This window comes from Marinobacter sp. (genome assembly GCF_040882185.1).
Taxonomy (GTDB): Bacteria; Pseudomonadota; Gammaproteobacteria; order Pseudomonadales; family Oleiphilaceae; genus Marinobacter.
This window is the reverse complement of record NZ_JBBEBW010000011.1, coordinates 88855-111451: the sequence shown is the minus strand read 5'-3', so window position 1 is coordinate 111451 and position 22597 is coordinate 88855. Positions and strand designations below refer to the sequence as shown.

General features: G+C 54.7%; 22 protein-coding genes, 1 tRNA gene and 1 pseudogene. 15 read left to right on the top strand and 9 right to left on the bottom strand.

The window, feature by feature from the left end; all coding sequences use genetic code 11:
- Positions 1-6 precede the first annotated feature (6 nt).
- Positions 7-1032 (bottom strand): S-methyl-5-thioribose-1-phosphate isomerase, encoded by a 1026-nt coding sequence (gene mtnA / locus WEB64_RS07975; RefSeq protein WP_368061239.1) that lies wholly within the window; start codon positions 1030-1032, stop codon positions 7-9.
- Between the two features lie 217 nt (positions 1033-1249).
- Between mtnA and WEB64_RS07970 the strand changes: the two genes are divergently transcribed.
- From WEB64_RS07970 to rdgC, 8 genes are all read left to right on the top strand, one after another.
- Positions 1250-2590, top strand: a complete 1341-nt coding sequence (locus WEB64_RS07970; RefSeq protein ID WP_368061236.1) for a TRZ/ATZ family hydrolase — start codon at positions 1250-1252, stop codon at positions 2588-2590.
- 53 nt (positions 2591-2643) lie between these two features.
- Positions 2644-3417, top strand: a complete 774-nt coding sequence (gene ubiG, locus WEB64_RS07965; RefSeq protein WP_368061235.1) for a bifunctional 2-polyprenyl-6-hydroxyphenol methylase/3-demethylubiquinol 3-O-methyltransferase UbiG — start codon at positions 2644-2646, stop codon at positions 3415-3417.
- Between the two features lie 5 nt (positions 3418-3422).
- Positions 3423-4091 (top strand): HAD-IA family hydrolase, encoded by a 669-nt coding sequence (locus WEB64_RS07960; RefSeq protein WP_368061238.1) that lies wholly within the window; start codon positions 3423-3425, stop codon positions 4089-4091.
- Between the two features lie 137 nt (positions 4092-4228).
- Complete coding sequence (locus tag WEB64_RS07955; RefSeq protein WP_368061234.1) at positions 4229-4978, top strand: YciK family oxidoreductase; 750 nt, start codon at positions 4229-4231, stop codon at positions 4976-4978.
- The gene (locus tag WEB64_RS07950) at positions 4978-5214 is read left to right on the top strand and encodes a glutaredoxin family protein (protein ID WP_368061233.1); all 237 of its coding nucleotides are present in this window, start codon (positions 4978-4980) and stop codon (positions 5212-5214) included. The genes WEB64_RS07955 and WEB64_RS07950 overlap by 1 nt, the downstream gene beginning before the upstream one ends.
- Before the next feature lie 62 nt (positions 5215-5276).
- On the top strand, positions 5277-6053 hold the full coding sequence (gene yaaA, locus WEB64_RS07945; protein ID WP_368061232.1) for a peroxide stress protein YaaA: 777 nt from the start codon (positions 5277-5279) through the stop codon (positions 6051-6053).
- Between the two features lie 27 nt (positions 6054-6080).
- Positions 6081-6281 carry a DUF2788 domain-containing protein gene (locus WEB64_RS07940; RefSeq protein ID WP_368061231.1) on the top strand — a complete coding sequence of 67 codons (201 nt, stop codon included), beginning with the start codon at positions 6081-6083 and terminating at the stop codon, positions 6279-6281.
- Positions 6282-6346: 65 nt separating this feature from the next.
- Positions 6347-7276 (top strand): recombination-associated protein RdgC, encoded by a 930-nt coding sequence (rdgC, locus tag WEB64_RS07935; RefSeq protein ID WP_368061230.1) that lies wholly within the window; start codon positions 6347-6349, stop codon positions 7274-7276.
- Positions 7277-7303: 27 nt separating this feature from the next.
- On the opposite strand, the gene WEB64_RS07930 is transcribed toward rdgC, so the two are convergent.
- The gene (locus WEB64_RS07930; protein WP_368061229.1) at positions 7304-10048 is read right to left on the bottom strand and encodes a GNAT family N-acetyltransferase; all 2745 of its coding nucleotides are present in this window, start codon (positions 10046-10048) and stop codon (positions 7304-7306) included.
- Positions 10049-10264: 216 nt separating this feature from the next.
- Between WEB64_RS07930 and WEB64_RS07925 the strand changes: the two genes are divergently transcribed.
- Positions 10265-11191, top strand: a complete 927-nt coding sequence (locus WEB64_RS07925; protein WP_368061228.1) for a histone deacetylase family protein — start codon at positions 10265-10267, stop codon at positions 11189-11191.
- A 7-nt stretch (positions 11192-11198) separates the two neighbouring features.
- Here WEB64_RS07925 and WEB64_RS07920 read toward each other — a convergent pair whose 3' ends face one another.
- Positions 11199-12107 carry an OmpA family protein gene (locus WEB64_RS07920; protein ID WP_368061227.1) on the bottom strand — a complete coding sequence of 303 codons (909 nt, stop codon included), beginning with the start codon at positions 12105-12107 and terminating at the stop codon, positions 11199-11201.
- Positions 12108-12308: 201 nt separating this feature from the next.
- Here WEB64_RS07920 and pyrC point away from each other — a divergent pair, with 201 nt between their 5' ends.
- A complete protein-coding gene (gene pyrC / locus WEB64_RS07915) occupies positions 12309-13370 on the top strand; it encodes a dihydroorotase (protein ID WP_368061226.1) in 1062 nt (353 codons plus the stop codon).
- The gene (gene rnt / locus WEB64_RS07910; protein ID WP_368061225.1) at positions 13371-14027 is read left to right on the top strand and encodes a ribonuclease T; all 657 of its coding nucleotides are present in this window, start codon (positions 13371-13373) and stop codon (positions 14025-14027) included. It abuts the gene before it with no gap.
- Positions 14028-14098: 71 nt separating this feature from the next.
- Here rnt and WEB64_RS07905 read toward each other — a convergent pair whose 3' ends face one another.
- Positions 14099-16084, bottom strand: coding sequence for an SDR family oxidoreductase (locus WEB64_RS07905; protein WP_368061224.1), 1986 nt, complete (start codon positions 16082-16084; stop codon positions 14099-14101).
- A 382-nt stretch (positions 16085-16466) separates the two neighbouring features.
- On the opposite strand from WEB64_RS07905, the gene WEB64_RS07900 reads away from it, so the two are divergent.
- Complete coding sequence (locus WEB64_RS07900) at positions 16467-16766, top strand: hypothetical protein (protein WP_368061223.1); 300 nt, start codon at positions 16467-16469, stop codon at positions 16764-16766.
- Positions 16767-16800: 34 nt separating this feature from the next.
- Entirely contained in the window at positions 16801-19644 is a 2844-nt protein-coding gene (locus tag WEB64_RS07895; RefSeq protein WP_368061222.1) for an insulinase family protein, read from the top strand.
- On the opposite strand, the gene WEB64_RS07890 is transcribed toward WEB64_RS07895, so the two are convergent.
- Both WEB64_RS07890 and WEB64_RS07885 read right to left on the bottom strand, forming a co-directional pair.
- Positions 19607-20260 carry a TIGR04282 family arsenosugar biosynthesis glycosyltransferase gene (locus WEB64_RS07890; protein WP_368061221.1) on the bottom strand — a complete coding sequence of 218 codons (654 nt, stop codon included), beginning with the start codon at positions 20258-20260 and terminating at the stop codon, positions 19607-19609. The two genes, WEB64_RS07895 and WEB64_RS07890, sit on opposite strands and share 38 nt — an antisense overlap.
- A complete protein-coding gene (locus WEB64_RS07885; protein ID WP_368061220.1) occupies positions 20244-20948 on the bottom strand; it encodes a TIGR04283 family arsenosugar biosynthesis glycosyltransferase in 705 nt (234 codons plus the stop codon). The genes WEB64_RS07890 and WEB64_RS07885 overlap by 17 nt, the downstream gene beginning before the upstream one ends.
- Positions 20949-21034: 86 nt before the next feature.
- On the opposite strand from WEB64_RS07885, the gene WEB64_RS07880 reads away from it, so the two are divergent.
- Positions 21035-21111, top strand: a tRNA-Arg gene (locus WEB64_RS07880).
- Positions 21112-21214: 103 nt separating this feature from the next.
- On the opposite strand, the gene WEB64_RS07875 is transcribed toward WEB64_RS07880, so the two are convergent.
- The 3 genes from WEB64_RS07875 to WEB64_RS07865 all read right to left on the bottom strand — a co-directional run bounded on the left by WEB64_RS07875 (position 21215) and on the right by WEB64_RS07865 (position 22237).
- On the bottom strand, positions 21215-21535 hold the full coding sequence (locus tag WEB64_RS07875; RefSeq protein WP_368061219.1) for a cytochrome c: 321 nt from the start codon (positions 21533-21535) through the stop codon (positions 21215-21217).
- Between the two features lie 64 nt (positions 21536-21599).
- Positions 21600-21812 carry a hypothetical protein gene (locus tag WEB64_RS07870; RefSeq protein WP_368061218.1) on the bottom strand — a complete coding sequence of 71 codons (213 nt, stop codon included), beginning with the start codon at positions 21810-21812 and terminating at the stop codon, positions 21600-21602.
- A 68-nt stretch (positions 21813-21880) separates the two neighbouring features.
- Positions 21881-22237, bottom strand: coding sequence for a hypothetical protein (locus WEB64_RS07865; protein WP_368061217.1), 357 nt, complete (start codon positions 22235-22237; stop codon positions 21881-21883).
- A 33-nt stretch (positions 22238-22270) separates the two neighbouring features.
- Between WEB64_RS07865 and WEB64_RS07860 the strand changes: the two are divergent.
- A pseudogene (locus WEB64_RS07860) lies at positions 22271-22468 on the top strand (hypothetical protein); the annotation flags it as partial.
- Positions 22469-22597: the final 129 nt, after the last annotated feature.

Sequence of the window (22597 nt, the reverse complement as noted above, 5' to 3'; positions counted from 1 at the left end):
GGTCAGCTATGGTTTACGTTCGTTGAACAAGGTCCTCATACCGGATATATCCGGCTCATGAATCACACCTCGCTCTGTCACAATGGCATCAATCAGGCTGGCAGGCGTCACATCAAACACCGGATTGAAAACATCAACCCCGACCGGCGCAATCTGAATACCCTTTATCTCGCAAATCTCCAGCCCGTCACGCTGCTCTATTGGTATTTCCTGACCTGACTCCAGGCTCATATCCACTGTACTGGCGGGCGCCACCACCATAAACCTGACCTTATGATGACGAGCTAGTACAGCCAGGCTGTAAGTTCCGATTTTATTGGCGACATCACCGTTGGCAGTGATCCGGTCGGCACCCACGATAACCCACTTAACCTCACCCCGACTGAGAATGGCAGCCGCGGCACCATCCGCATTGAGCGTCACCGGAATACCTTCTCTTGCCAACTCCCAGGCTGTAAGGCGACTACCCTGGAGCCAGGGGCGGGTTTCATCGGCGTACACCCGCTTTAGCATTTTCTCTTCGTGCAGACGCCGTATGACGCCCAGGGCCGTGCCGTAGCCCCCGGTTGCCAACGCACCGGTATTGCAATGGGTCAGCACCGAGAACGGCGCCCTGTCATCCATCACGGTCAGGGCATGACCCGCCATTGCCAGATTCGCGGCCAGATCGTCCCCGTGGATTCCAATAGCTGCCTCAGCCAGGCGCCGCTGAGCCTGATGGCGGGTATCACAGGTGGCCAGCACCTCGCGCATTCTGTTAAGTGCCCAGAACAGATTAACCGCCGTGGGGCGGGACTCTGCCAGCACCTGCATGTCCGCTTCGATCATCTGCTTCCAGCCATTATCAGTAGTTTGAAGTGCCGATAGTGCTACGCCGTAGGCTGCGCTGATGCCAATTGCCGGGGCCCCCCGCACCACCATATTCCGAATACTGGTGGCCACCTCGGAAGCAGTGGTGTGAGGCAACCAGACTTCATCCGCTGGTAATAACCGCTGGTCCAATAGCTCAAGAAAATCGTCATGCCAGCGCATGGACACTGTTCCGTGGGCACGGTCTGAAAAGCTCTGGACAGATAAATCCGACATGCATCCACTCCGTAACGGGATAACAGAATTCCGGGCCAGTATACCGGCTTTGAGCCCGCGCGAAGCAATTGTGGAAATTACTACGCAGAGCGCCAAGGGTAGTCGATGGGAGGGCGGATCGTTATACTTTCCGATCTTTCAAACGGGCCAGAAGGCTGAGTGCATGACTGCTGAAACCATTATCGCGGTAGATACCCGAATCAATGCCCGCTGGGTGATCCCTATCGAGCCCGCCGGAGTGATTCTTGATCACTACGCCGTTTTGATTCAGGGCGACCGAATCGCCGGTATTGTTCCTCAGCAAGAGGCAGATCGAAGCTACCGCGCCCGTGAAACCATTGATCTGCCCGCGCATGTGGTGATGCCAGGTTTAATCAATATGCATGGCCATGCGGCCATGTCACTGTTTCGCGGTCTGGCCGATGACCTGCCACTGATGACCTGGCTGAATGATCACATCTGGCCCGCCGAGGGAAAATTCGTCGACGCCGATTTCATTGCGGACGGGTCCCGTTTGGCCATTGCTGAAATGTTGCGCTCGGGCACGACCTGTTTTTCGGATATGTATTTTTTCCCGGAAATTGTCGCCGAGATCGCTTACGATACCGGGATTCGCGCCCAGATATGCTTCCCTTTACTGGATTTTCCAACTATTTGGGGGGCGGGTCCCGACGAATACCTGGCAAAGGGTGCCGATCTGATTGACCAGTGGCAGGGCGACCCGCGCATCATGCCTGCCATTGGTCCGCACGCGCCCTACACCGTCTCGGATGGGCCGCTACAACGGGCCATTGAACTGGCCAATGACAAGAACGCGCGAATCCAGTTGCACCTTCATGAAACTGCATTCGAAGTGGCTGATGCCGTCGAGAAAACCGGTAAGCGCCCTATTACCCGAATGATGGACCTGGGCCTGCTTACCGCCCGCACCCAGTGCGTTCACATGACTCAGATTGATGACACGGATATGTCCCACCTGGAGACTTCCGGCGCTCATGTGATTCACTGCCCGGAGTCCAATCTCAAGTTGGCCAGCGGGTTCTGTCCGGTTCACAAAATGCAGCAAGCCGGTATCAATGTCGCCATCGGCACCGACGGCGCGGCCAGCAATAATGACCTCAACCTGTTTGGTGAGCTCAATACCGCCGCCCTGATCGCCAAGGCGGTATCCCAGGATGCGACTGCCCTCTCCGCCCACGAGGCGCTCGCGATGGCAACACTTCATGGTGCCAGAGCCTTGGGCCGGGAGCACGAACTCGGCTCCCTCGAGGCTGGCAAGCTCGCGGATATTATCGCGATTGACCTGAGTGATCCTTTTGCTCAACCGATCTACAATCCCGCCTCGCATCTGGTGTATTCCGATCGCGGCCGTGACGTCAGCCACAGCTGGATTGGCGGAGTGCCGCAATTACAGGACGGCCGCCTGACGCGGGTCGATGTGCCGGACCTGATGCTCAGGGTAGGCGCCTGGGCCGAACGTATTCGCGCAGGCTCGTCTGAATGAGCTCTAATACCGTAAACTCTCTTGAATCAGACTTCCCAGGCGGAACCAACACCATGAGCAACCAGAACGTAGATCGAAACGAGATTGCCAAGTTTGAGGCGCTCGCCAGCCGTTGGTGGGACCCGGGTAGTGAGTTCAAGCCGTTGCATGACATCAATCCGCTCAGGCTGAATTACATCGATGAGCGCGTGCCTCTGGCCGGTAAGAAGGTGCTTGATGTTGGGTGTGGCGGTGGCCTGTTGTCAGAAGCCATGGCCTCACGGGGAGCCCATGTCACCGGAATTGATATGGGTGAAGCGCCGCTGGCGGTTGCAAGGCTCCATGGACTCGAATCCGGAATCAAGATCGATTACCGGCAAATCACCGTCGAGTCGCTTTTGGAAGAATCGGGGCACGCCGGACAATACGACGTCGTGACCTGCCTGGAAATGCTCGAACACGTGCCAGACCCGGGGTCGGTTATTCGCACCTGCGCCCAAATGCTCAAACCGGGCGGATCACTTTTTGTGTCAACCATCAATCGCAACCCCAAATCGTTCCTGTTTGCGATTGTGGGCGCCGAGTATGTGCTGCGTTTATTGCCCAAGGGCACCCATGAATGGAAAAAATTCATACGGCCCTCGGAAATGGCCAACCATCTCCGCAATGCCAGCCTTGATGTGCAGGAGCTCACCGGCATGACCTATAACCCGATTACCAAGGTCTACCGGCTCGGTCGTGACGTGGATGTGAATTACATGATGCACGCAACGGTTGATCGTGGAGATCTGGATGAGCCAGGGGTTGACAGCGCCGCCGAACCTGAAAATAAGAGTCAGGCTCAGTGAATCAAATGCTCTCCGTTGTTCTGTTCGATCTTGACGGCACGTTGCTCGATACCGCGCCGGATTTTATCCGTTGCGTCAATCAGCTGAGAGAGCGTCATAGTTTGCCAGCTCTGCCGCCGGAAGCGATAAGACCTTCGGTCTCCAACGGCGCCAGAGCAATGATCGAAACCGGTTTCGGGCTCACGTCGGATCACCCCGATTACCTGCCAAGGCATACGGCATTTCTTGACCTTTATGAAGCCACCGTCGCCCAGGAAACGCGGCTTTTCCCCGGCATGGACAATGTCCTGCGCTGGCTGGAGCAATCCCGGATTCCCTGGGGTATCGTCACCAATAAACCGGTGCGCTTCACGACGCCCTTGCTCGCCGCACTGGCACTGGACAAGCGTTGTTCTGTTGTTGTCTGCCCGGACCACGTTGCCCAGCGTAAACCCCACCCGGAATCACTTTATCTGGCCCGCAAACAACTTGAGGCGGAAACCGGCGCAGGTATTTACGTCGGAGATCATCTGCGCGACATTGAAGCTGGTCGCAACGCCGGTATGACGACCGTTGCCGCCCGTTACGGCTATATAAACGAGCCTGGCGAAGTCGACGAATGGAATGCCGATTACATTGTCGATACTGTCGATGAGTTGGCAAATTTGTTGGAGAGGCTACAGGTCTCGCTTTAAGGCACTATTTAAGTACTATTTATGCACTATGCTCTGGCCTTTAACCGTCTTTAAATCAGGCCTGTTTCTGATCGCCGCAGCCGTTACAATAGAGGCCCTGATGAACATGTTACCGACGTCACCCGGAGAAAAATCCCATGCAAGACTATAACGCCCCGGACGCCCTGCTGAAGGACCGGATCATCATGGTGACGGGCGCTGGCAGTGGCATTGGACGCAGTGCTGCGAAAACATACGCCGCTTACGGTGCCACGGTTATTCTTCTGGGCCGCACCATTTCCAAACTTGAATCGGTTTACGACGAAATTGAGGCCGCCGGACACCCGAAACCGGCGATCGTGCCCCTTAATCTTGAAGGTGCTGCAGTCAAAGACTACGAAGAGATGGCCATGACCATCGAAGACAATTTTGGTCAACTGGACGGTTTGCTGCATAACGCCGCCATTCTTGGGCAGCGTACACCGGTTGAACAATATGACCCGGAAACCTGGAACAAGGTGATGCATGTTAATACCACTGCACCGTTTTTACTCAGCCGGGCGCTGATTCCTCTGCTTCGAAAATCATCGGATGCGTCTGTGATCTTCACGGCCTCCAGTGTTGGACGCAAGGCCAAGGCCTATTGGGGTGCGTACTCAGTATCCAAGTTTGCCGTTGAGGGCCTCAGCCAACTGATGGCGGATGAGCTTGATGATGAACGCCAGAATATTCGGGTAAACAGTTTGAACCCGGGTGCAACCCGCACTAATATGCGCGCGCATGCCTACCCGGCAGAGAACCCGGCGACCAACCCCACACCCGAAGAGCTGATGCCCAGCTATCTCTATTTGATGGGTCCGGATAGCAAGGGCATTACCGGGCAACAGATTGACGCGCAGCCAAAATAATGGAACTCCGGTTTTTCACCACGTCCCATTGTCAGCTCTGCGAACTGGCAGAAACGTTACTTATCCAGACGCCCTTACCGAAGCCGGTGCCTGTTGAGGCTATTGATATCGCACAATCAGAGGCTCTGGTCGCAGAGTACGGCACCCGCATACCGGTGCTGAGGCGGGAAGACACCGGCGCCGAGCTCGATTGGCCCTTCGACCAGAACGGGCTGTTGGCCTTCCTGGCACCCTGATCCGGCGGTTAACTGATCCGTAAAATCCAGACGCATTCATAATCTCACGAGGTACGCCTTACATGTTGATGGTTATATCCCCTTCCAAAAAGCTGGACTACGAAAGCCCCTTAGCCACGGAGGAACATACCCAACCGATGTTTCTGGATGATGCCTGCGAGCTGATCGACCAACTGAAAAAGCTTGAACCTCATCAGGTCAGCAATCTGATGAGCATCAGCGACAAACTCGGCCAACTGAACGCCGACCGATTCAGCAGCTGGCATACCCCCTTTACGCCGAACAATGCTCGCCAGTCGGTGTTGGCCTTCAAGGGTGATGTCTATGCCGGTCTCGACGCAGAGAGCTTCCAATCCGGTGATTTTACGTTCGCCCAGAGCCACTTGCGGATTCTGTCCGGGCTTTATGGTGTACTTCGACCTCTGGACCTGATGCAACCTTACCGGCTGGAAATGGGCACCCGTTTCGAAAACACCCGGGGTAAGGATCTGTATAAGTTTTGGGGTAAAAGGTTAACCGATACCCTGAATGACGAACTGATCAATGACGACGGCATTCTGGTTAATCTGGCCTCCAATGAGTATTTCAAAAGTATTCAGAAAAAGGCCCTGGAAGGCCGCATCGTGACCCCTCAGTTCAAAGACTGGAAGAACGGGCAATATAAAATGATCAGTTTCTATGCGAAAAAAGCCCGGGGTCTGATGTGCCGCTATGCCATCCAGAATCGAATCACCCAGGTCGGAGACCTGAAAGGTTTTAACCTTGAGGGCTATCGTTTCAGCGACGAGCAGTCCAATGGCGACACCTGGGTATTCCTGAGAGACGAACAGACAGCCTGAAAACCGGCTGTCTGACGGAGTAACCCAATGAACGAAGCGCTTTTCTCCCAGATAGCAATGGCGGTATTTCTTACCGCCCTGATCGGCTTTATGGGATTTATCGTCTGGGACCTGGCGAAAAAATCAAAAGCTGGCCGTTTTGGCACCATCGCCCTGTTTATCGTACTGGGCGCTGGCGTCTTCGGTTTCATCATTAAAACCGTTCTGGTCGAAGTCATGCAACTTTGACCATGTTCTGACCAACGCTTCAATTTCACTTTTCTGAACCGATCTATGACAAGGACAGACCGCCCATGTGGTTTCGCAATGCCCGCGTTTTTCGTTTTACCAAGCCTTTTGAGATCACCGCTGAACAGCTGGAAGAAAAGCTCCAGGAAGACGGTTTCAAGCCCTGTGGCCCTCAGGAAACCAACCGTCAAGGCTGGGTGCCGCCGCTCGGCAAGCACGGCGAACAACTGGTTCACAGTGCCAACGGTTACCATCTGATCACCCTGCGCAAGGAAGAGAAATTACTACCTGGCTCCGTGGTCAAAGAGCTGGTAACCGAGCGCGTGGAAGCTATTGAAATCGAACAGTCTCGCAAGGTTCGTAAAAAGGAAAAGGACGAAATCAAAGAGCAGATTCTGCTTGAGATGTTACCCCAGGCTTTCTCCAAGAATCGACGTAGTTATGCCTATCTGGCACCCCAGGACGGCGTACTGGTGGTAGATGCTGGCTCGGCCAAACAGGCTGAGGATCTGGCTTCGACCCTGCGTAAAAGCCTCGGCTCGCTGCCGGTTCGACCTCCCGCTGTCGAACAGGCACCAGCCTTTACATTTACCGGCTGGCTTAATGAGACCATTGACCTGCCCTCGACCCTGACGCTGGGTGATGAGTGTGAGCTCAAAGATACCGGCGAAGAGGGGGGCGTTGTGCGCTGCAAGGGTCTCGACCTGCAAGGTGACGAAATCCGCAACCATTTGAACGCAGGCATGCAGGTGACCAAGCTCAGCGTGACCTGGGATGACAGTGTCTCGTTCGTACTTGATGAGGAGCTGGGTATTCGCCGGCTGAAATTCGGCGAGACCCTTCAGGAGAAACTGGACGATGTGGACGCTGACGATGCAGCCGCCCGCTTTGACGCAGCGTTCTCGCTAATGACACTTGAATTGGCGCGACTGATTCCGGGGTTGCTGGATGCGCTCGGTGGCGAAGACCGGTCTGCTATTGTTGATGCCGCCTGATCGACACCCCTGCCCTCACCCGAGGTTCTAATCCGGCACAAACTTGAGTCTCTCCCGCTGCCAGGCTTTCTCCGGTTCGTTCAATACGAGCCGGAGATCCATCACTTCTTCTTCCCGATTAAATGTCAGCTCAAACCCCAGTCGGTCAGCCAGCTGTAGCATGGGCCGGTTATCGGGCAGTACGTTACCGATCATTTCCACCGTGCCCCGAGAACGACAGTAATCAATCATCTTCTGCATCAACGTCATACCGAGCCCTTCGCCTTTCATCTTGTCATGCACCATGACAGCGAACTCACATCGCAGGTTGTCGGCGTCGGTCCAGACCCGCACGGTGCCAAGAGTTTCCTCACCTTCTCCGTCCTCGCGGGGAGCGTTGGCGACAAAAACCATTTCCCTGTCATAGTCGATCTGCACCATCTGGGCGACGTCTTCCCGGGAAAAATGCTTGCGGTATTGGAAGAACCGATAGCGGATCGACTCCGGCGATTGCAACTCGTGGAATGCCCGGTGAGCGGGTTCGTCCTCTGCCAACGCCGCCCGGAGAATCACCCGACGCCCCGACTTCGGTAGTACGATCCACTCTTCAAGCTCCCTGGGGTAAGGCTGGATAATGGGGCGGCCGGGTTCCCGGCACAGGTCGATCGCAACATCCACGGCCACCGCGCCCTGATCGTTAAACAACAGAGGCAGGATCTCAAGGCCTTTGATCTCCGGAATATCAATGACAATCTGCGATAGCGTGACCAGTGTTTCGCCAATCGCCCGGATGTCTTCCTCGGGCCTCAAGCTGAACTCTTTCAGCAGCTTGTACATGTAAGTCCGTTTCAATAGCTCCCGCGCCAGGACCATATTGAGCGGTGGCAACGCGATTTGCCGGTCCGAGATCACGTTGATATGGGCGCCCGCAGCACCACAAACCACCAAAGGACCAAAGGTAGAATCCCGGGTAATACCCACGCTGAATTCGATACCACCAACATGCTGATAGGTGTGTTGCACGGCAAATCCGAGAAACCCGCTGTCAGGATAGCTGTGTCGATATTCCTCCATCAGCAGTTTGCAGGAATCCAGGATGGCACTTTCACTGTTCAACCCCTGAATAGTCGTTCGATAACGGCCCCCGCCCTTCTTGTGCTCCATGAAGGGATGGCAGGACATTTCGTGGATCAAGGTAACGTTGATCGGCCGACGCTCGACCGCAAAGGCTTCCAACACCTCTTCCACATCATCACAGTATTGCGTCTCTACAGTCTTGATGCCGTAATCGCGTATGACTGCCCGGGCTTCTTCACTGGATAAATGCAGACGTTTCGCCCGCAAGGCGTTCAGGACCAGTCTTCGTGTGGGGGTGCGATCAGCGAAATGATCAGTAAAGGATTCGGGGGTTTCCTTGAGCAGACGCTGAACCCGTTGATGATTCACATGCTGCATAAACGCCTTTACGGCTTTTTCAGGTGAAAAAAACGAGGGCAACCCCGCGCGGTAGAACTCATCACGGGCATCCAGCACAGTACTTTGGCCCAGCCAACAGGTGAACACATTCAATCGCGTCCCCTTAACCGCTTGCACCACCGCATCGGCAATCTGCAAGCTGTCTTCGGTCAGGCTTGGTGCATACAGTATCAGCACATTGGCTACACCGGGGTCCTTGGCCAATATACGGATCGCATTGGCGTAAAGTTCCGGCGAAGCGTCATAGTTCAGATCGATTGGATTTTTCCGGGTCCAATACGGCGGCAGATGTTGCGCTAAAGCGTCAATGGTTTTCGGCGCCAGAGCGGCAAGTTCCCCACCAAGGGCAGACAACCTGTCAACCGCCAGCACGCCCGGACCAACGCCGTTTGCCATGACGGCGAGGGTTTCCTTACGTAAAGGCCGCATTCGGGTGAGGGTCTCAAGGGCATCAAACATCTGGCCAAGCCCATCTACCCGCAACACACCTCCCCGTTGCAGCATCGCATCAAAAATCGGATCACTGCGGCTGATACCCGCAGGCAGGTTGTAGGGAAACCATTCGGATTCAGGTACACGCCCGCTCTTGACCGCAATAACCGGTTTGGTGCGGGAGGCTACACGAACCGCCGACATGAATCGTCGGGCGTTAGGAATATTCTCTATGTGCAGGAGGATAGCGCGGGTTTGACTGTCCTGAGCGAGGTAATCGATAAGATCATCGTGGTCGATGTCCATTCCATCCCCCAGGGTGAGAAAGTATGAAAACCCCACACCCCGGGCAAACGCCCAGTCAATCAATGAACTCGCAACAGTCCCGGACTGGCCGATAAACGCAACTTTGCCAGGAATCACCCCCATATGGGCATAGGTCGCATTCAAGCTACGACCTGGCACCATCAGACCGATGGTATTCGGCCCCAGCACACGGACTCCGCTTTCTCGGGCGGCGTCCCGCACTGAATACATGAGAGGCTGCCCGGTTTTGCTGTGGGCCCGGGACATACCCCCGGTCATTACGATAGCGGTTCTGACACCACTTTTGCCCAGTTTCCTGATCAGTTTTGGAACGGTATCCGGCGGGGTGCAGATAATGGCAAGCTCAGGGCTGAACTCCATGCGGGAAACCCGCCCCACGCACGGTATCCCGTGAACATTCTCGTAGTCATTTTCGTTAATTACCAACAGGCGGCCGGGATAACCGCCGCCCATGATGTTCCTGAGCACCATGCCACCCAGATTGTCAGCGCGTTCGGAGGCCCCTACGATGACGATCGATGCCGGGTTGAAAAGACTTTCGAGATAGCGGGTACCCAAATCAGGTCTCCTTGCGAAAAGCAATGACTGGCGCTTTTACCCCAGCCGCAGGTACATACCTCATCTTAGGCGCTTGACGGGTCATGTAAAACGCCAATCAAGGATATTGGCAGACTTCGACCAAAGAGACGCAGCAGTATGCTGTCATCCCTGATAAAATTTTAATCAAATAACAGTAACCCGGATCTGTTGAGCCGGCCCGGAATTGGATGTTTTATGACCACCGCGTTTTTTTCACATGATGATTGCCAAAAACACACCATGGGGCCAGAGCATCCGGAATCGCCCCAACGGCTGGCTGCAATTATCGGTTATCTCGCTGGCACCGAACTGGAACAGACACTGGATTGGGTCAGGCCTGAAGAGATCACCTGGGATCAGTTACTGGCAATTCATCCTGAACGTTATTTACACCAGCTTGATCTGATGCAGCCTACCCGGGGCCGGGTGTTTACCGACCCGGACACCGCGATGATGCCGGATACACTGAGAGCCGCGCGGCTGGCTGCCGGCGCCAACGTTCAAGCGGTGGACATGGTAATGAGTGGCCAGATGACTAACGCGTTTATCTGCGCCCGCCCTCCAGGCCATCACGCCGAACGCACCAAGTCGATGGGTTTCTGCTTTTACAATAATGTGGCTCTGGCAGCAGCGCGGGCGCTGAATTTTCACCGCCTTGAGCGAATTGCCATTGTCGATTTCGATGTACACCAGGGCAACGGTACTGTGGACGCCGTACAGGGCGACGAGCGGGTTCTAATGTGTTCCAGTTTCCAACACCCGTTCTATCCTCACTCCCACGTTCACCGACAGGCCGAGAACATCATCAATACCCCCATCACCGCAGGTACGTCTGCTAAAGATTATCGCAAGATTGTTGAAACTCAATGGCTACACAAACTGCAGGATTTCAAGCCTCAACTGGTGCTGATTTCAGCTGGCTTTGATGCACACCGGCTAGACCCGCTCGCAGAGCTCAACCTGGAAGCCGAAGATTATCGGTGGTTGACGGACATGCTCACCAGCGTGGCCCGGGATTCCGCCAATAACCGACTGATCTCCACTCTGGAGGGCGGCTATCATCTAAAAGCCCTGGCAGAGAGCGTTGGCGCCCACCTGGAGGGCCTGACGGCCGTTCGATAAGTGCTGACTAACCGTTGGCATCCTCCGCATAGGCGCTATTGGCACGTTGCAATGCTGGCCGCTCGCCCTGACGTTGCAGGCGGATGGTAGTGCGACGATTGTCTGCTGCTCGACGTGAAGCGGGAAACTGATCACCGTGGGCCCGAACGGTCACTCGGTCCTTCGGTATACCCTGCTCAATGAGATACTCAGCGACGATATTGGCTCGTTGCTCCGACAAAGCCCGGTTATTAATGCGGCTACCCACACTGTCGGAGTGGCCGTCAACAAAAACCCGCTCCACGGTTGAATCCGCTTGCACATAAAGCACAATTGAATCCAGCAATTTGTAATCAGCACTCGACAACTGCGTACTTCCGGAGTTGAACGGAATCCGCGATCGCTTTATCTGATCAAAATTAACCGGCAGCAGGCTGGCGACGCAGCCACGATAACCCTCAAACGAGCGTGCAAAATTAATATTGGATAGGCTGATACGGATCGGCTCGTCGCTGTACCAGGCTCGTCGGGTCAGGGTCGGAGCCATTCCCTCAAGCAGCCCGCTGATCATTATCATTGAGCGCCTGGCATCCAGTGTGACTGGCCGATGGCTCTCATCTACATCGATATAGCCGACCGGACGGGATTTGGACCCCGGTCGCCAGGCGGGCGCCTCAACGACCAGCAAGCCCCGTCCGGGACGCATCAAACGGTTATGGGATTCCAGATAGAAAGAGAGCTCTGCGCCCGCCTGGTGACGAAAAACAGCCTTGCCGTAACTGGGAACTTCGTGGGTCAACGTACAGTCGAAAACCGACTCGGACAAATACCATTGACTATTTTCTATGCCCGCGCCATAACGAATACCCCACGCAGAGCCTGAAACCAGAGTCAGCGCCAGTATTGCCGGTAATCTACTGAAAAAACTGTGGATCATCGCCTCACGTCCGTCTGCTAGAAAATCTTTCGTACCTGGATAACTTGCGCGTTCAAAAAGCGAATGCGCAAATACTCATAAACGGTTTAACGGCAGGCAGGGTGTATTCTTTAACACCCGTCGATCACCCATGAAATACTGCTTCTGGTATACTCCTGACTTCTCGATATTCTGACCCCCGTAACCAGGAACTGCCGCCGCATGACCGAGCGACTGACCCTTACCCTACCCGACGACTGGCATCTTCACCTGCGCGACGGTGAGATACTGCCCGACGCTGTACCGGCCACTGCCCGTCGCTTTGGCCGGGCCATTGTGATGCCTAACCTGACGCCACCGATTACCACCGCCGCCCATGCGATGGCTTACCGTGATCGCATACTAGCCGCTCGCGGCGACCATCAGAACTTCAAGCCCCTGATGACACTCTATCTCACGGAACAAACCACGCCGCAACATATTCGCGAAGCTCACAAGGCAGGTATATTAGCCGCCAAACTTTATCCTGCGGGCGCGACAACCAACTCAGCCTCCGGTGTCAAAGATATCCGTCATATTGGTGAAGCCCTGGCCACCATGGCGGACTGCGGCATGTTGTTATTGGTTCACGGTGAAGTGACAGATACAGACATTGATATTTTCGACCGCGAAAAAGTATTCCTGGAACGAGTGCTGGCACCAACCATCGAGCAGTTTCCACGCCTCAAAGTTGTGCTGGAGCACATTACCACTGCGGATTCAGCCAGTTTTGTACGCCAACACATCGCCGGTAACCTGGCTGCCACCATTACGCCTCAACACCTCATGTACAATCGTAACCACCTGTTAGTGGGCGGCATTCGCCCACACCTGTATTGCTTGCCAATACTCAAGCGTCAGCGCCATCAACAGGCACTTCAGGATACGGTCGTGAGTGGCGATAACCGGTTCTTCCTCGGAACAGATTCAGCGCCCCACAGTCGCGGCCGCAAAGAAACCGCCTGTGGCTGTGCAGGCTGCTACTCTGCGTTCGGCGCCATCGAGCTTTATGCCGAAGTCTTCGAGGATTTAGGGGTGCTGGACAAACTCGAAGCCTTCGCCAGCTTTAACGGCGCGGATTTCTACGGTCTGTCCCGAAATCAGCAAACCATTACATTGGTTAAAAAGCCTTGGTCAGTGCCTGACGAATTGCCCCTGGGTACTGAAACCATTGTACCGCTGAGAGCCGGTGAGACCATTCGCTGGCGCCTGGACGACCAGACCAATACTACCCAAGGAGTTTGAGTGACTGACGAAACAACCCAGCCGTCCCCAATGGCAGCCCGATTCCGCGGCTTCCTCCCGGTGGTGGTCGACGTGGAAACTGGTGGATTCAATTGTCGTACGGATGCCCTGCTGGAAGTCGCCGCCGTTATTCTGGAGATAGATGAGGATGGCTGGTTACGTCGCCAGGAAACTATCGTTCAGAATATTGATCCGTTTGAGGGCGCTAACCTTGAACAATCGGCACTTGATTTTACTGGCATCGACCCCTGGGACCTTGAGCGTGAAGCCGTGCCAGAGAGAGAAGGCTTGAGTGAAATTTTCAGCCCTATCCGCAAGGCAGTCAAAGCCCAGGGCTGCAAACGTGCGGTTCTGGTCGGCCATAACGCCACCTTTGACCATAATTTTCTGTTTGCAGCGGCGGATCGGGCAGACATTCGGCGCAACCCGTTCCATCCATTTTCCACTTTTGATACCGCGACATTGGCTGGCCTTGCCTACGGCCATACGGTTCTGGCGCAGGCCTGCAAGCTTGCTGGCATTCCGTTCAGTAACAAGGAAGCCCACTCTGCCGCCTACGATGCTGAGAAAACCGCCGATCTGTTTTGCGGTATTGTCAACCGGTGGAAGGAACTCGGTGGCTTTCCGCCCCCTGTTATTGCTGATAGCGAAGAGTAAACAGCCCAAAAAAACCCCGCACCAGGCGGGGATTCCATGGCAAACGGTGCGCCCGCACCCGAAACTTCCGATTACCAGTGAATACCTCGCAAAATAGCGGCAAAGGCCACCTGTTCGGTGGACACACGGGGTTTCTCGCCCTTACGCACGCCTCCAAGTGATGGTGTATCCGGGAACATGCGGTATCCGGTATTCATCACAATCTCGCCCATTTTCGGAGCAATGGCGTGGAGTACCTGAGCGAAAATCCCCAGACGTGTCGCCACGCGTTTTGGCCGGTAGACAATCGCATCAGTAATCAGATCGGCGGCCTCTTCCGGTGTTAACGTCGGCACCGAATCGTAGATTTTGGTGGGCGCAATCATCGGTGTTTTAACCAGCGGCATATTAATGGTGGTGAAACTGACGTTGTAATCCGACCATTCCGACGCGGCACAACGACTGAATGCATCAAGTGCTGACTTCGAGGCAACGTAGGCCGAAAAACGGGGAGCGTTGGTCAGTACGCCAATGGAGGATATGTTGATGACGTGGCCCCGACGATTCTCCAGCATAGTGGGAGCAAAGCCCATAATCAGCCGCACCGAGCCAAAATAGTTCAGTTGCATGGTACGCTCGAAATCGTGGAAACGCTCAAAAGACAACGCCAGCGAACGGCGAATCGAGCGACCGGCGTTATTGACCAGCACATCCACCTGGCCGTGGTTATCCAATACGGTCTTTACGAAGCGGTCGCAGTCTTCCATATCTGCAAAGTCGCACTGGTACGCGTGAACGTTACCACCCTTGGCCTCCAGTTCCGCCACTACGTCGTCCAGCTTGTCCTTGGTGCGTGCACCGATAACCAGAATAGCACCAGCCTCAGCAAGTTTATGGGCGGTAGCCAGGCCGATACCGGAAGTGGCACCGGTCACCACGCAAACGCGGCCCTCTACCGTCCCCTTCAGGGAACGATCCTTGAACAGGTCCGGGTCCAGGTGACGCTCCCAGTAATCCCAGATAATCGGCGAGTAGCTCTCCAGACGCGGAACGATAATGCCAGTGTCTTTCAGCACGCGCTCGGTTTCCCGGGCATCAAACCGGGTTGGGTAATTTATGAATGACATCACCGAAGACGGAATACCCAGGTCGTCCAGAATGGCGCTGGTGAGACGTTTCACCGGGGGCAGGTTTTTAACGCTTTGACGGATAAAGGGCGGAATGAAGCCGAACATCCTGGCATCAATGCGCATCGCCATACGAGGTGCATGGCCAGCTTCAGCGAATATATTAAGGATTTCGCCCACTTTATAGGGATCGGAGTCCACCAGATGGAAGCATTTTCCGTCTTCCCCTTCAAGGTGAGCGATATGGTCCATAGCGTTGACAACAAAATCCACCGGTACCACGTTCAGTCGACCACCTTCGATACCGACGGTTGGCACCCACTGGGGCAGCGCGTTGCGAATCTTCTGGATCATCTTGAAGAAATAATAGGGTCCGTCGACCTTGTCCATCTCACCGGTCCTGGAGTGACCGATCACCATACCCGGGCGATAGATGCGAAACGGAATCTTGCACTCTTCACGCACGACTTTTTCAGATTCATGCTTGGTTTTGAGGTAAGGATGGTCAAGTTTTTCAGCTTCCTCGAACATGTCTTCACGAAAGGTACCTTTGAACAGGCCCGCTGCAGCGATGGATGAAACATGCTGGAAGCAGCCAGCTTTCATAGCCGTCGCAGCGTCAACGGCATTACGGGTGCCTTCAATGTTTGCTACCGACTGGAACTCTTCATCTGCGTCCATGTCGTAAACGGCAGCCAGGTGGAATACGTGGTCAATTTTGCCTTTTAGCGCTTTGAGGGTTTTGGTATCGATACCGAGTTTGGGCTTTGCCAGATCACCGATCACGGCCTTGACCTGATCATCGGTGGCGCCCCAACGTTCACGCAACTTCTCCAGCTTGGCCAGGGACTGCTCCCGCACCAGCACATGAACGGTGCCGCCCCGGGCTAGCAACTTTTCTACCAGAAAACGACCAATAAACCCGGTTCCACCCGTCAAAAAGTAATTCATGAATACCTCATCCTGCTTGTCATTGTGATTTCCTGCGTTTGGCCGCAGCATACCGTATCGGCACGCCCTCAAAGCGTGGCGAATTGTACTTAATTGTTTTTCTCATGTATTGTTGTTTTTTAGAGCTTTTACTCTTTAACTCATTGTTTTTTATTGAGTAAAAACTCTAAAAAGATATTCGGACAATAGCGCCGACGAACTGTTCTCAAAGCCAGCATGTTTTGAGATTAGCACAGCCCTGACACACTGCGTTGTGAGCAGACACGTCCTTTCGCCAATCCATATCCAATGATTAAAAGATGGACATGAAATAGGCCATCGCCGGTGACATAATCATGCTCATCAAGAACCTCCTTCCATTTGCTCGAACCGGATACTTGTCATGGCCAACCAGAACGCTAATGCAGAACGCTATATTTCCATTGCTCGCGCCTGCTTGAAGGCTATTAATGAAACAGCTTCTGAAAAAGGCTCCAGAGAAGAAAAAATCCAAGCGGTATACGAAGCCATTGATACTGCTTTTCAGGAAGAATTCTCAGAATACCGGCAATCCGTTGCAGTAATGGCGTCCGTATTGGAACGTATCGCCAGCGGCCAACTGGATGCTGATGGCTCCGCCAGCCTCGCCAGGAAAACCTTGGATCAGCAACCTGCCAGTACTCGCGATTCCGTGGTTCACTGAGACGGGTTCTATTTTCTTATGAAGGACATCGCGCATGTATAACCACGCAGTACACAACTCAGCCTGGGCCAAAGCCGCCCTGGCCTGCTTTCTCCTGTTGGGCCACGTCGCGATACAGGCAGCGGTTTCCCCGGTCAAGAGCCCTAATGATCAAAGCGACTACCGGTATCTCGAGTTGGGCAACGAGCTGAAAGTGTTGCTTGTTTCAAACCCCGACGCGGACATGGCTGCGGCGTCACTGGATGTTTCGGTAGGCAGCGGTGATGACCCTGCCGGGCGGGAAGGCCTGTCCCACTTCCTCGAACATATGCTGTTTCTGGGCACCGAGAAGTACCCGGATGCCGGGGAATACCAGCAGTTCATTAAAAGCCATGGCGGCAGTCATAACGCTTTTACAGCGTTTCAGGACACCAACTACTTCTTCGATGTGCAGGCAGAACACCTCGAGCCTGCCCTTGATCGCTTTGCGCAGCAGTTCTCCTCGCCCCTGTTTACCGCCGAACTGGTCGAACGGGAGCGTCGCGCCGTCCACTCGGAATACAGTTCATCCTTAAAGGATGACGGTCGGCGGATCTACTCAGCGAAAAAAGCCGCAGCCAATCCTGAGCATGCTTTCAGTCAGTTCGCTGTTGGCAATCTCACTACTCTTGATGACACCGACGAACGACCCCTCAGGGAGGATCTGCTCACCTTCTGGCAGAATCACTATTCCTCCAACGTCATGACGTTGGTCGTGCTGGGGCCGCAGCCTCTGGATGAACTGGAAGCTATGGTGAGGCCTAGATTTTCCGAGATTGAAAACAGGAACCTCGCGCCTGAAGACCACACCGCACCTCTGTTCAAACGTGAAAACCTGCCATCCCTCCTGCAAATACAGGCGCTCAAGGATATCCGTCAGTTAACTCTGACCTTCCCGATTCCCTCCCAGCAAGACAACTATCAAAGCAAGCCTGACCATTATGTTGCCAACCTGCTGGGCCACGAAGGCCCGGGTAGCATGCTGGATGTTCTGAAGCGGCAGGGGCTGGTAGAAAGTCTATCGGCAGGCGTAGGCATGGATACCGGCAGCAACGCCACGCTTGAAATCTCAATGACACTGACACCAGAGGGTATAGAGCAACGGGATGCCATCCTCGCGCTGACCTTTGACTACATCGCACTGGTAAAATCAAAAGGCATCAACCGGCAGTATTTCGAGGAAATGCAAAAGCTGGCAGAGATCAGTTTCCGTTTTCGCGAACAACCCAATCCGATCCAGCTGGTTAGCCGTCTTTCCATGGAACTGCATCATGTAGAACCGGAAGATGTGCTGCGGGGGCCATGGGTAATGGAAGATTATGCCCCCGCCCGCTCCCTGGAACTGCTGAATCATCTGACCCCTGACAACGTCCTGATTACTGTCGTATCGCCGGACGAGCCAGCATCCGAGGTTGAGCGAACCACCTGGTATGACACGGTCTATACATTGACCCGTGTTACGCCAGAAACCGTTACTGGCACCGCCCCGCAAGCATTGGCCAAGCAGTTGTCACTGCCAGACACCAATCCGTTCATTCCTGATGAACTAAGCATGGTAGCGGGCGACACCATGGAGCAACCGGTGCAATTGACGGAAGGCGGCCAGGCCGGCGATATCGAACTCTGGTACGCACGCAATACCGAGTTCAACACCCCCCGGGCCAACGTCTACCTCAGCCTGCGATCACCTGGTGCCCGCGCCTCCGCCCGCAGCAATGTTCTGACCCAGTTACTGGTGGACGCCATCAACACCAATCTCAACGCCTGGGCCTATCCAGCGCAGCTGGCTGGCCTGGACTATGCGGTCTACAACCACCTGCGCGGTGTGACTATTCGGGTGGGCGGTTACAGCGATAACCTGCACTTGCTGATGAGCCGGATTCTGAGCCAATTTCCCTCGCCAACGATTACGGAACAACGCTTCAATATCGCCCGCCGTCAACTGATAGACGGACTCAGGAACCAGTCCCTTGAGCGACCGGTGCAACAAGCCTCCACCGTGCTCCAGGGTGCGCTGATCGAAGGCGCGTGGACTGTCGAGGAAAAACTGGCGGCCGCGGAAGCGGTCACTCTGGATGAGCTGAAGCGCTTTGCAAACAAACTTCTGGAACAGGTTGATCCGGTGATGCTGGCCCATGGCAACCTCACCGAAGCCTCCGCGCTCAACTTGGCGCGGTTTGCAGAAGCTCTGGTCCTCGAGGAAAGCGCTCCGGTTGAGGTGCCGCGCAGCGGCGTTCGGCTGTTGCCTTCCGGTTTAACGAACATCCAATTGCAGGTGGACCATCCGGATACCGGTTACGCACTGTACATGCAGGGCGACAACAAGACCTTTGCGGAACGGGCCAAATACAGTCTTCTCGCCCAGATTGTCGGCGCGCCATTCTATGAGCAGATTCGCACCCAGCAGCAACTTGGCTACGTTGTCTACGCGACCAGCTACGAAATACTGGAAACACCGGCCCTGGGGTTTATTGTGCAATCACCGGGTGCAACGGCTGAAGAAATTGATACGGCCACGCAGAAGTTCAGTGAGACATTTGCTGATACGTTAAAGAACATGACGGAAGCGGATCTGGAGCGCGAGAAGCAGGCTGTTATCAGCCGATTGCTTGAACGTGAACGGTCATTGGGGGAGATTTCGGAGCGCTTCTGGCGTGAAATTGACCGTGGCCAAACCGATTTCAACTCTCGTGAGGAATTGGCAGACGCCGTCCGCAAGGTGAGTCATGATGACCTTATCGCCAGTTATGAATCCGCCGTTATCAAACGCAGCCAAGCTCTAAAAGTAATCACGGGCGCCGAACCCGGCAATATGGAGGCGGTCATTGAGCAGCTTCGTGATCGCCCGACAGTCGAATAAAGCGCTCCCAATCCCCTGGCTCATCCACGTCCCACCGCGGCTCCAATAGGCGGTGGGATAAACCTTCCTCTATCAGTTTTTCGCAGGTTTGCTCCAGAACCTGCGGGCTTCCCCAGGCAATACCATCCAGCATACCGGCAGTGGTCCGTCTGGCGCCTATCAGAACATAGCCTCCATCGTCGGACGGCCCGATGACTACATCGGCCTGGTCCAGCGCCGCCACAGCTTCCGCCACGTAACCGGCCTCCACCGCGGGGCAATCACTACCAATAATCAGTACCTTATGGTGATCCTCCAGTCCCGTCGCCAACGCCTGTTGCATTCTCGCTCCGAGGTCCGTGCCCCGTTGAAAACGTTGCACGGCGCCTCCGCTATGGATTTCCTCTAGCACAGGCAGAGCCGACGCTGGCGGCTCCGTCAGGGGTCGATCCCACCAGAATTGCACCGGCAGCCCTGTTACCAACAAGTTGTCCAGAACCGCCAGGGTCAGGCGCTGATGCGCTGCTAAAGCGCCCTGCTCGCCCAGCGCCGGAGTCAGACGGGTTTTAACCCGGCCAAGCTCTGGCCATTTGGCAAACTGGATCAATAGGACTTTCGATTCAGGGTTTTCGGACATCGGATTGGTATACCTTTGCAAGTTGATCGGGGGACTCGCCGCGCCAATAGCGCCAACGCAGTCGCCACATCAGCAAGATAGTTCGCCACGCCCCCTCGCGTTGCCAGCGGCGGCTGTCAGTGACCACCGGATCGGAGATGCAGTAAGGTCGGGAAACCCGTTTTAACCGGCCTGAGAATTCGACATCCTCCATCAGAGGTATGTTCGCGAAGCCGCCAAGATCCTCGAAAGTGGAGCGTCGCACGAACATCGCCTGATCTCCAGTCGCGATGCCGGTCAGCCAAGAGCGTTGATTCATCAACCAGGAAACCAACCGGAATAGCGCTCTTTCCTCACTGAGACGCACATCAAACCGGCCCCAATGTCGGGAACTCTGAAAGAACTCACCCAGACGATCGGCGGCGTTCGACGGCAGTTGGGTATCAGCGTGAAGGAACAGCAGCACATCACCCTTGGCTTCCGCTGCGCCCTTATTCATTTGAACCGCCCGGCCTTGCTCACCAACGAACACACGGTCGCAATAACGGGCAGCCCGCTCACAGGTGCCATCATCACTGCCACCATCAACCACAATGACCTCATGCCCGGAGTGTCTAACCGATTTCAGAGCTTGGAGGGTGGCGACAATGGTTGCAGCTTCCTGCCAGACAGGAATAATCACACTGATTACAGGGTACGTAGGGGCCATAAAACAGGACAATACCATATCAAACAGCTGTCACGCCTTGAGACAGGCGGCGGGTATCGCTATCATACCGCCGCTGCAAGTAAATTGCCCCAGTAGCTCATCTGGATAGAGCGTCCCCCTCCTAAGGGGAAGGTAGCAGGTTCGAGTCCTGCCTGGGGCACCATTGCGTCAAACCCCGCAAACCTCTCGTCGAAGCAAACTTCCTTGAACCCGACTTGTGTATGATCTTCTGCAACACAATGCTCGGAGCACTATCCCTGGACGCGTTACTCTGAAGTGCTTACCTTTTCCACATAGTAGGCCACAGCGTCTATTTGTTGCTCGGTAAGGCTATCTTCGAACGCAGGCATGATACCTACGCCTCCTCTGACTGCGTCGGCTACCTGTTTCGAGCTGGGTTTGAGTTCGTCGAGGCTAGGCCCGATATTGCCGGTAGAGCCCGCCTCACTCAGGGCATGACAAACGGTACATGAGGGCTGAGCCTGCTCCACAAAGACCTTTTTCCCGGCTTCAAACTTCTCATCTGCAAAAACGACAGTAACCGGCAGTGCTAACAAAGCAGCAACCAGAGAGATACGTAAAACCATAGAAATTCCTTAATAATATCAGTAGCACCCGCCACAGTTACGGCTTCAGCGAGGGAGATATACGTCAGCTAACGGTTATGGTGACGCCATGATCGGTCCAACTGGCATTGCCATAGCCGCGCTCGTTTTCAGTCCAATTAGCTGGCTGAGTGTTGCCTTCAGTGTCGGTAGCCCTGCTGACGATGCGGTACTCGCCGGAGCTCAGGTCAGTTGCCAGCACAAACGGCCTCCAGGCATAACGCCCCATGTCCGGCCCAAGGAAACGGGCGGCTTCCACGTTTTGCCGCCATCGATGGAGACATCAACTCCTGCCACCGGGTTGACACCGCCAAGCTTTTACCGGTCTTATGGGCCAACACTGAAGCATCTTCCAGAGTAGAATCTGTCAGTGGCATAGTGAATCTCCTTTGTTATTTTTACCGGTCTGTCCCGGCAATGATAGGTATTGAATGCATCCTTTGCCACGACGCCTTCTTTTCGGGGCAGCCCGACGGCACCTGATGAACTCAAATCCGAACTCAATTCACTGGCTGAAGGCATAGCATTACCTTGACCGACAATCAATAGCCCCGCACCTTTCAGGGGCAGCGCCAGAACTTCCAGTTTATTTTCTCGTGTCCGGAACTCTCCCGTGGTCGCAACTGCATGGCGCACATTCGGACTTCGAAACAGCACGGCTTCTGAAATAAGATACTGAATCACAAGCCTGTTGCTCCTGTGACCTGCTCCCCTACCAACTTTGATACTCACGGTGATGGTGGCGGACAGTCTGTTTCCTATGAAAAAGGCGGGGGCGTCTCAGAAGATGAGGGCGAGTTTGAGGCTGCCTTCACCGGCAACCATGGCTGGCTCTTCCGTAATCGGAACGATAACGACGTTACGCTGATACTTCGTACCGATGGAGACTACGGTCAATTGAAAAAAATGCTTTGATCGGAACCAATGCAGGGGTAATACAGGCCAAAACATCTTCACCCTGACGGGATTTACGTTGCCAAGCCTCTCCTGCGGCCAGGCTTCGCGAGTTGTTTGCACTCTTTCAGCTTTTTTAATCAATCGCGC

Coding starts and splice junctions, on each gene's coding strand:
- pyrC (WP_368061226.1), top strand. CDS start 12,309: ATGACCGAGCGACTGACCCTTACCCTACCCGACGACTGGCATCTTCAC.
- WEB64_RS07905 (WP_368061224.1), bottom strand. CDS start 16,084: ATGAATTACTTTTTGACGGGTGGAACCGGGTTTATTGGTCGTTTTCTG.
- rdgC (WP_368061230.1), top strand. CDS start 6,347: ATGTGGTTTCGCAATGCCCGCGTTTTTCGTTTTACCAAGCCTTTTGAG.
- WEB64_RS07970 (WP_368061236.1), top strand. CDS start 1,250: ATGACTGCTGAAACCATTATCGCGGTAGATACCCGAATCAATGCCCGC.
- WEB64_RS07925 (WP_368061228.1), top strand. CDS start 10,265: ATGACCACCGCGTTTTTTTCACATGATGATTGCCAAAAACACACCATG.
- WEB64_RS07955 (WP_368061234.1), top strand. CDS start 4,229: ATGCAAGACTATAACGCCCCGGACGCCCTGCTGAAGGACCGGATCATC.
- WEB64_RS07900 (WP_368061223.1), top strand. CDS start 16,467: ATGGCCAACCAGAACGCTAATGCAGAACGCTATATTTCCATTGCTCGC.
- WEB64_RS07940 (WP_368061231.1), top strand. CDS start 6,081: ATGAACGAAGCGCTTTTCTCCCAGATAGCAATGGCGGTATTTCTTACC.
- WEB64_RS07885 (WP_368061220.1), bottom strand. CDS start 20,948: ATGGCCCCTACGTACCCTGTAATCAGTGTGATTATTCCTGTCTGGCAG.
- mtnA (WP_368061239.1), bottom strand. CDS start 1,032: ATGCGCTGGCATGACGATTTTCTTGAGCTATTGGACCAGCGGTTATTA.
- yaaA (WP_368061232.1), top strand. CDS start 5,277: ATGTTGATGGTTATATCCCCTTCCAAAAAGCTGGACTACGAAAGCCCC.
- WEB64_RS07920 (WP_368061227.1), bottom strand. CDS start 12,107: ATGATCCACAGTTTTTTCAGTAGATTACCGGCAATACTGGCGCTGACT.
- WEB64_RS07890 (WP_368061221.1), bottom strand. CDS start 20,260: ATGTCCGAAAACCCTGAATCGAAAGTCCTATTGATCCAGTTTGCCAAA.
- WEB64_RS07875 (WP_368061219.1), bottom strand. CDS start 21,535: ATGGTTTTACGTATCTCTCTGGTTGCTGCTTTGTTAGCACTGCCGGTT.
- ubiG (WP_368061235.1), top strand. CDS start 2,644: ATGAGCAACCAGAACGTAGATCGAAACGAGATTGCCAAGTTTGAGGCG.
- WEB64_RS07950 (WP_368061233.1), top strand. CDS start 4,978: ATGGAACTCCGGTTTTTCACCACGTCCCATTGTCAGCTCTGCGAACTG.
- WEB64_RS07960 (WP_368061238.1), top strand. CDS start 3,423: ATGCTCTCCGTTGTTCTGTTCGATCTTGACGGCACGTTGCTCGATACC.
- WEB64_RS07895 (WP_368061222.1), top strand. CDS start 16,801: ATGTATAACCACGCAGTACACAACTCAGCCTGGGCCAAAGCCGCCCTG.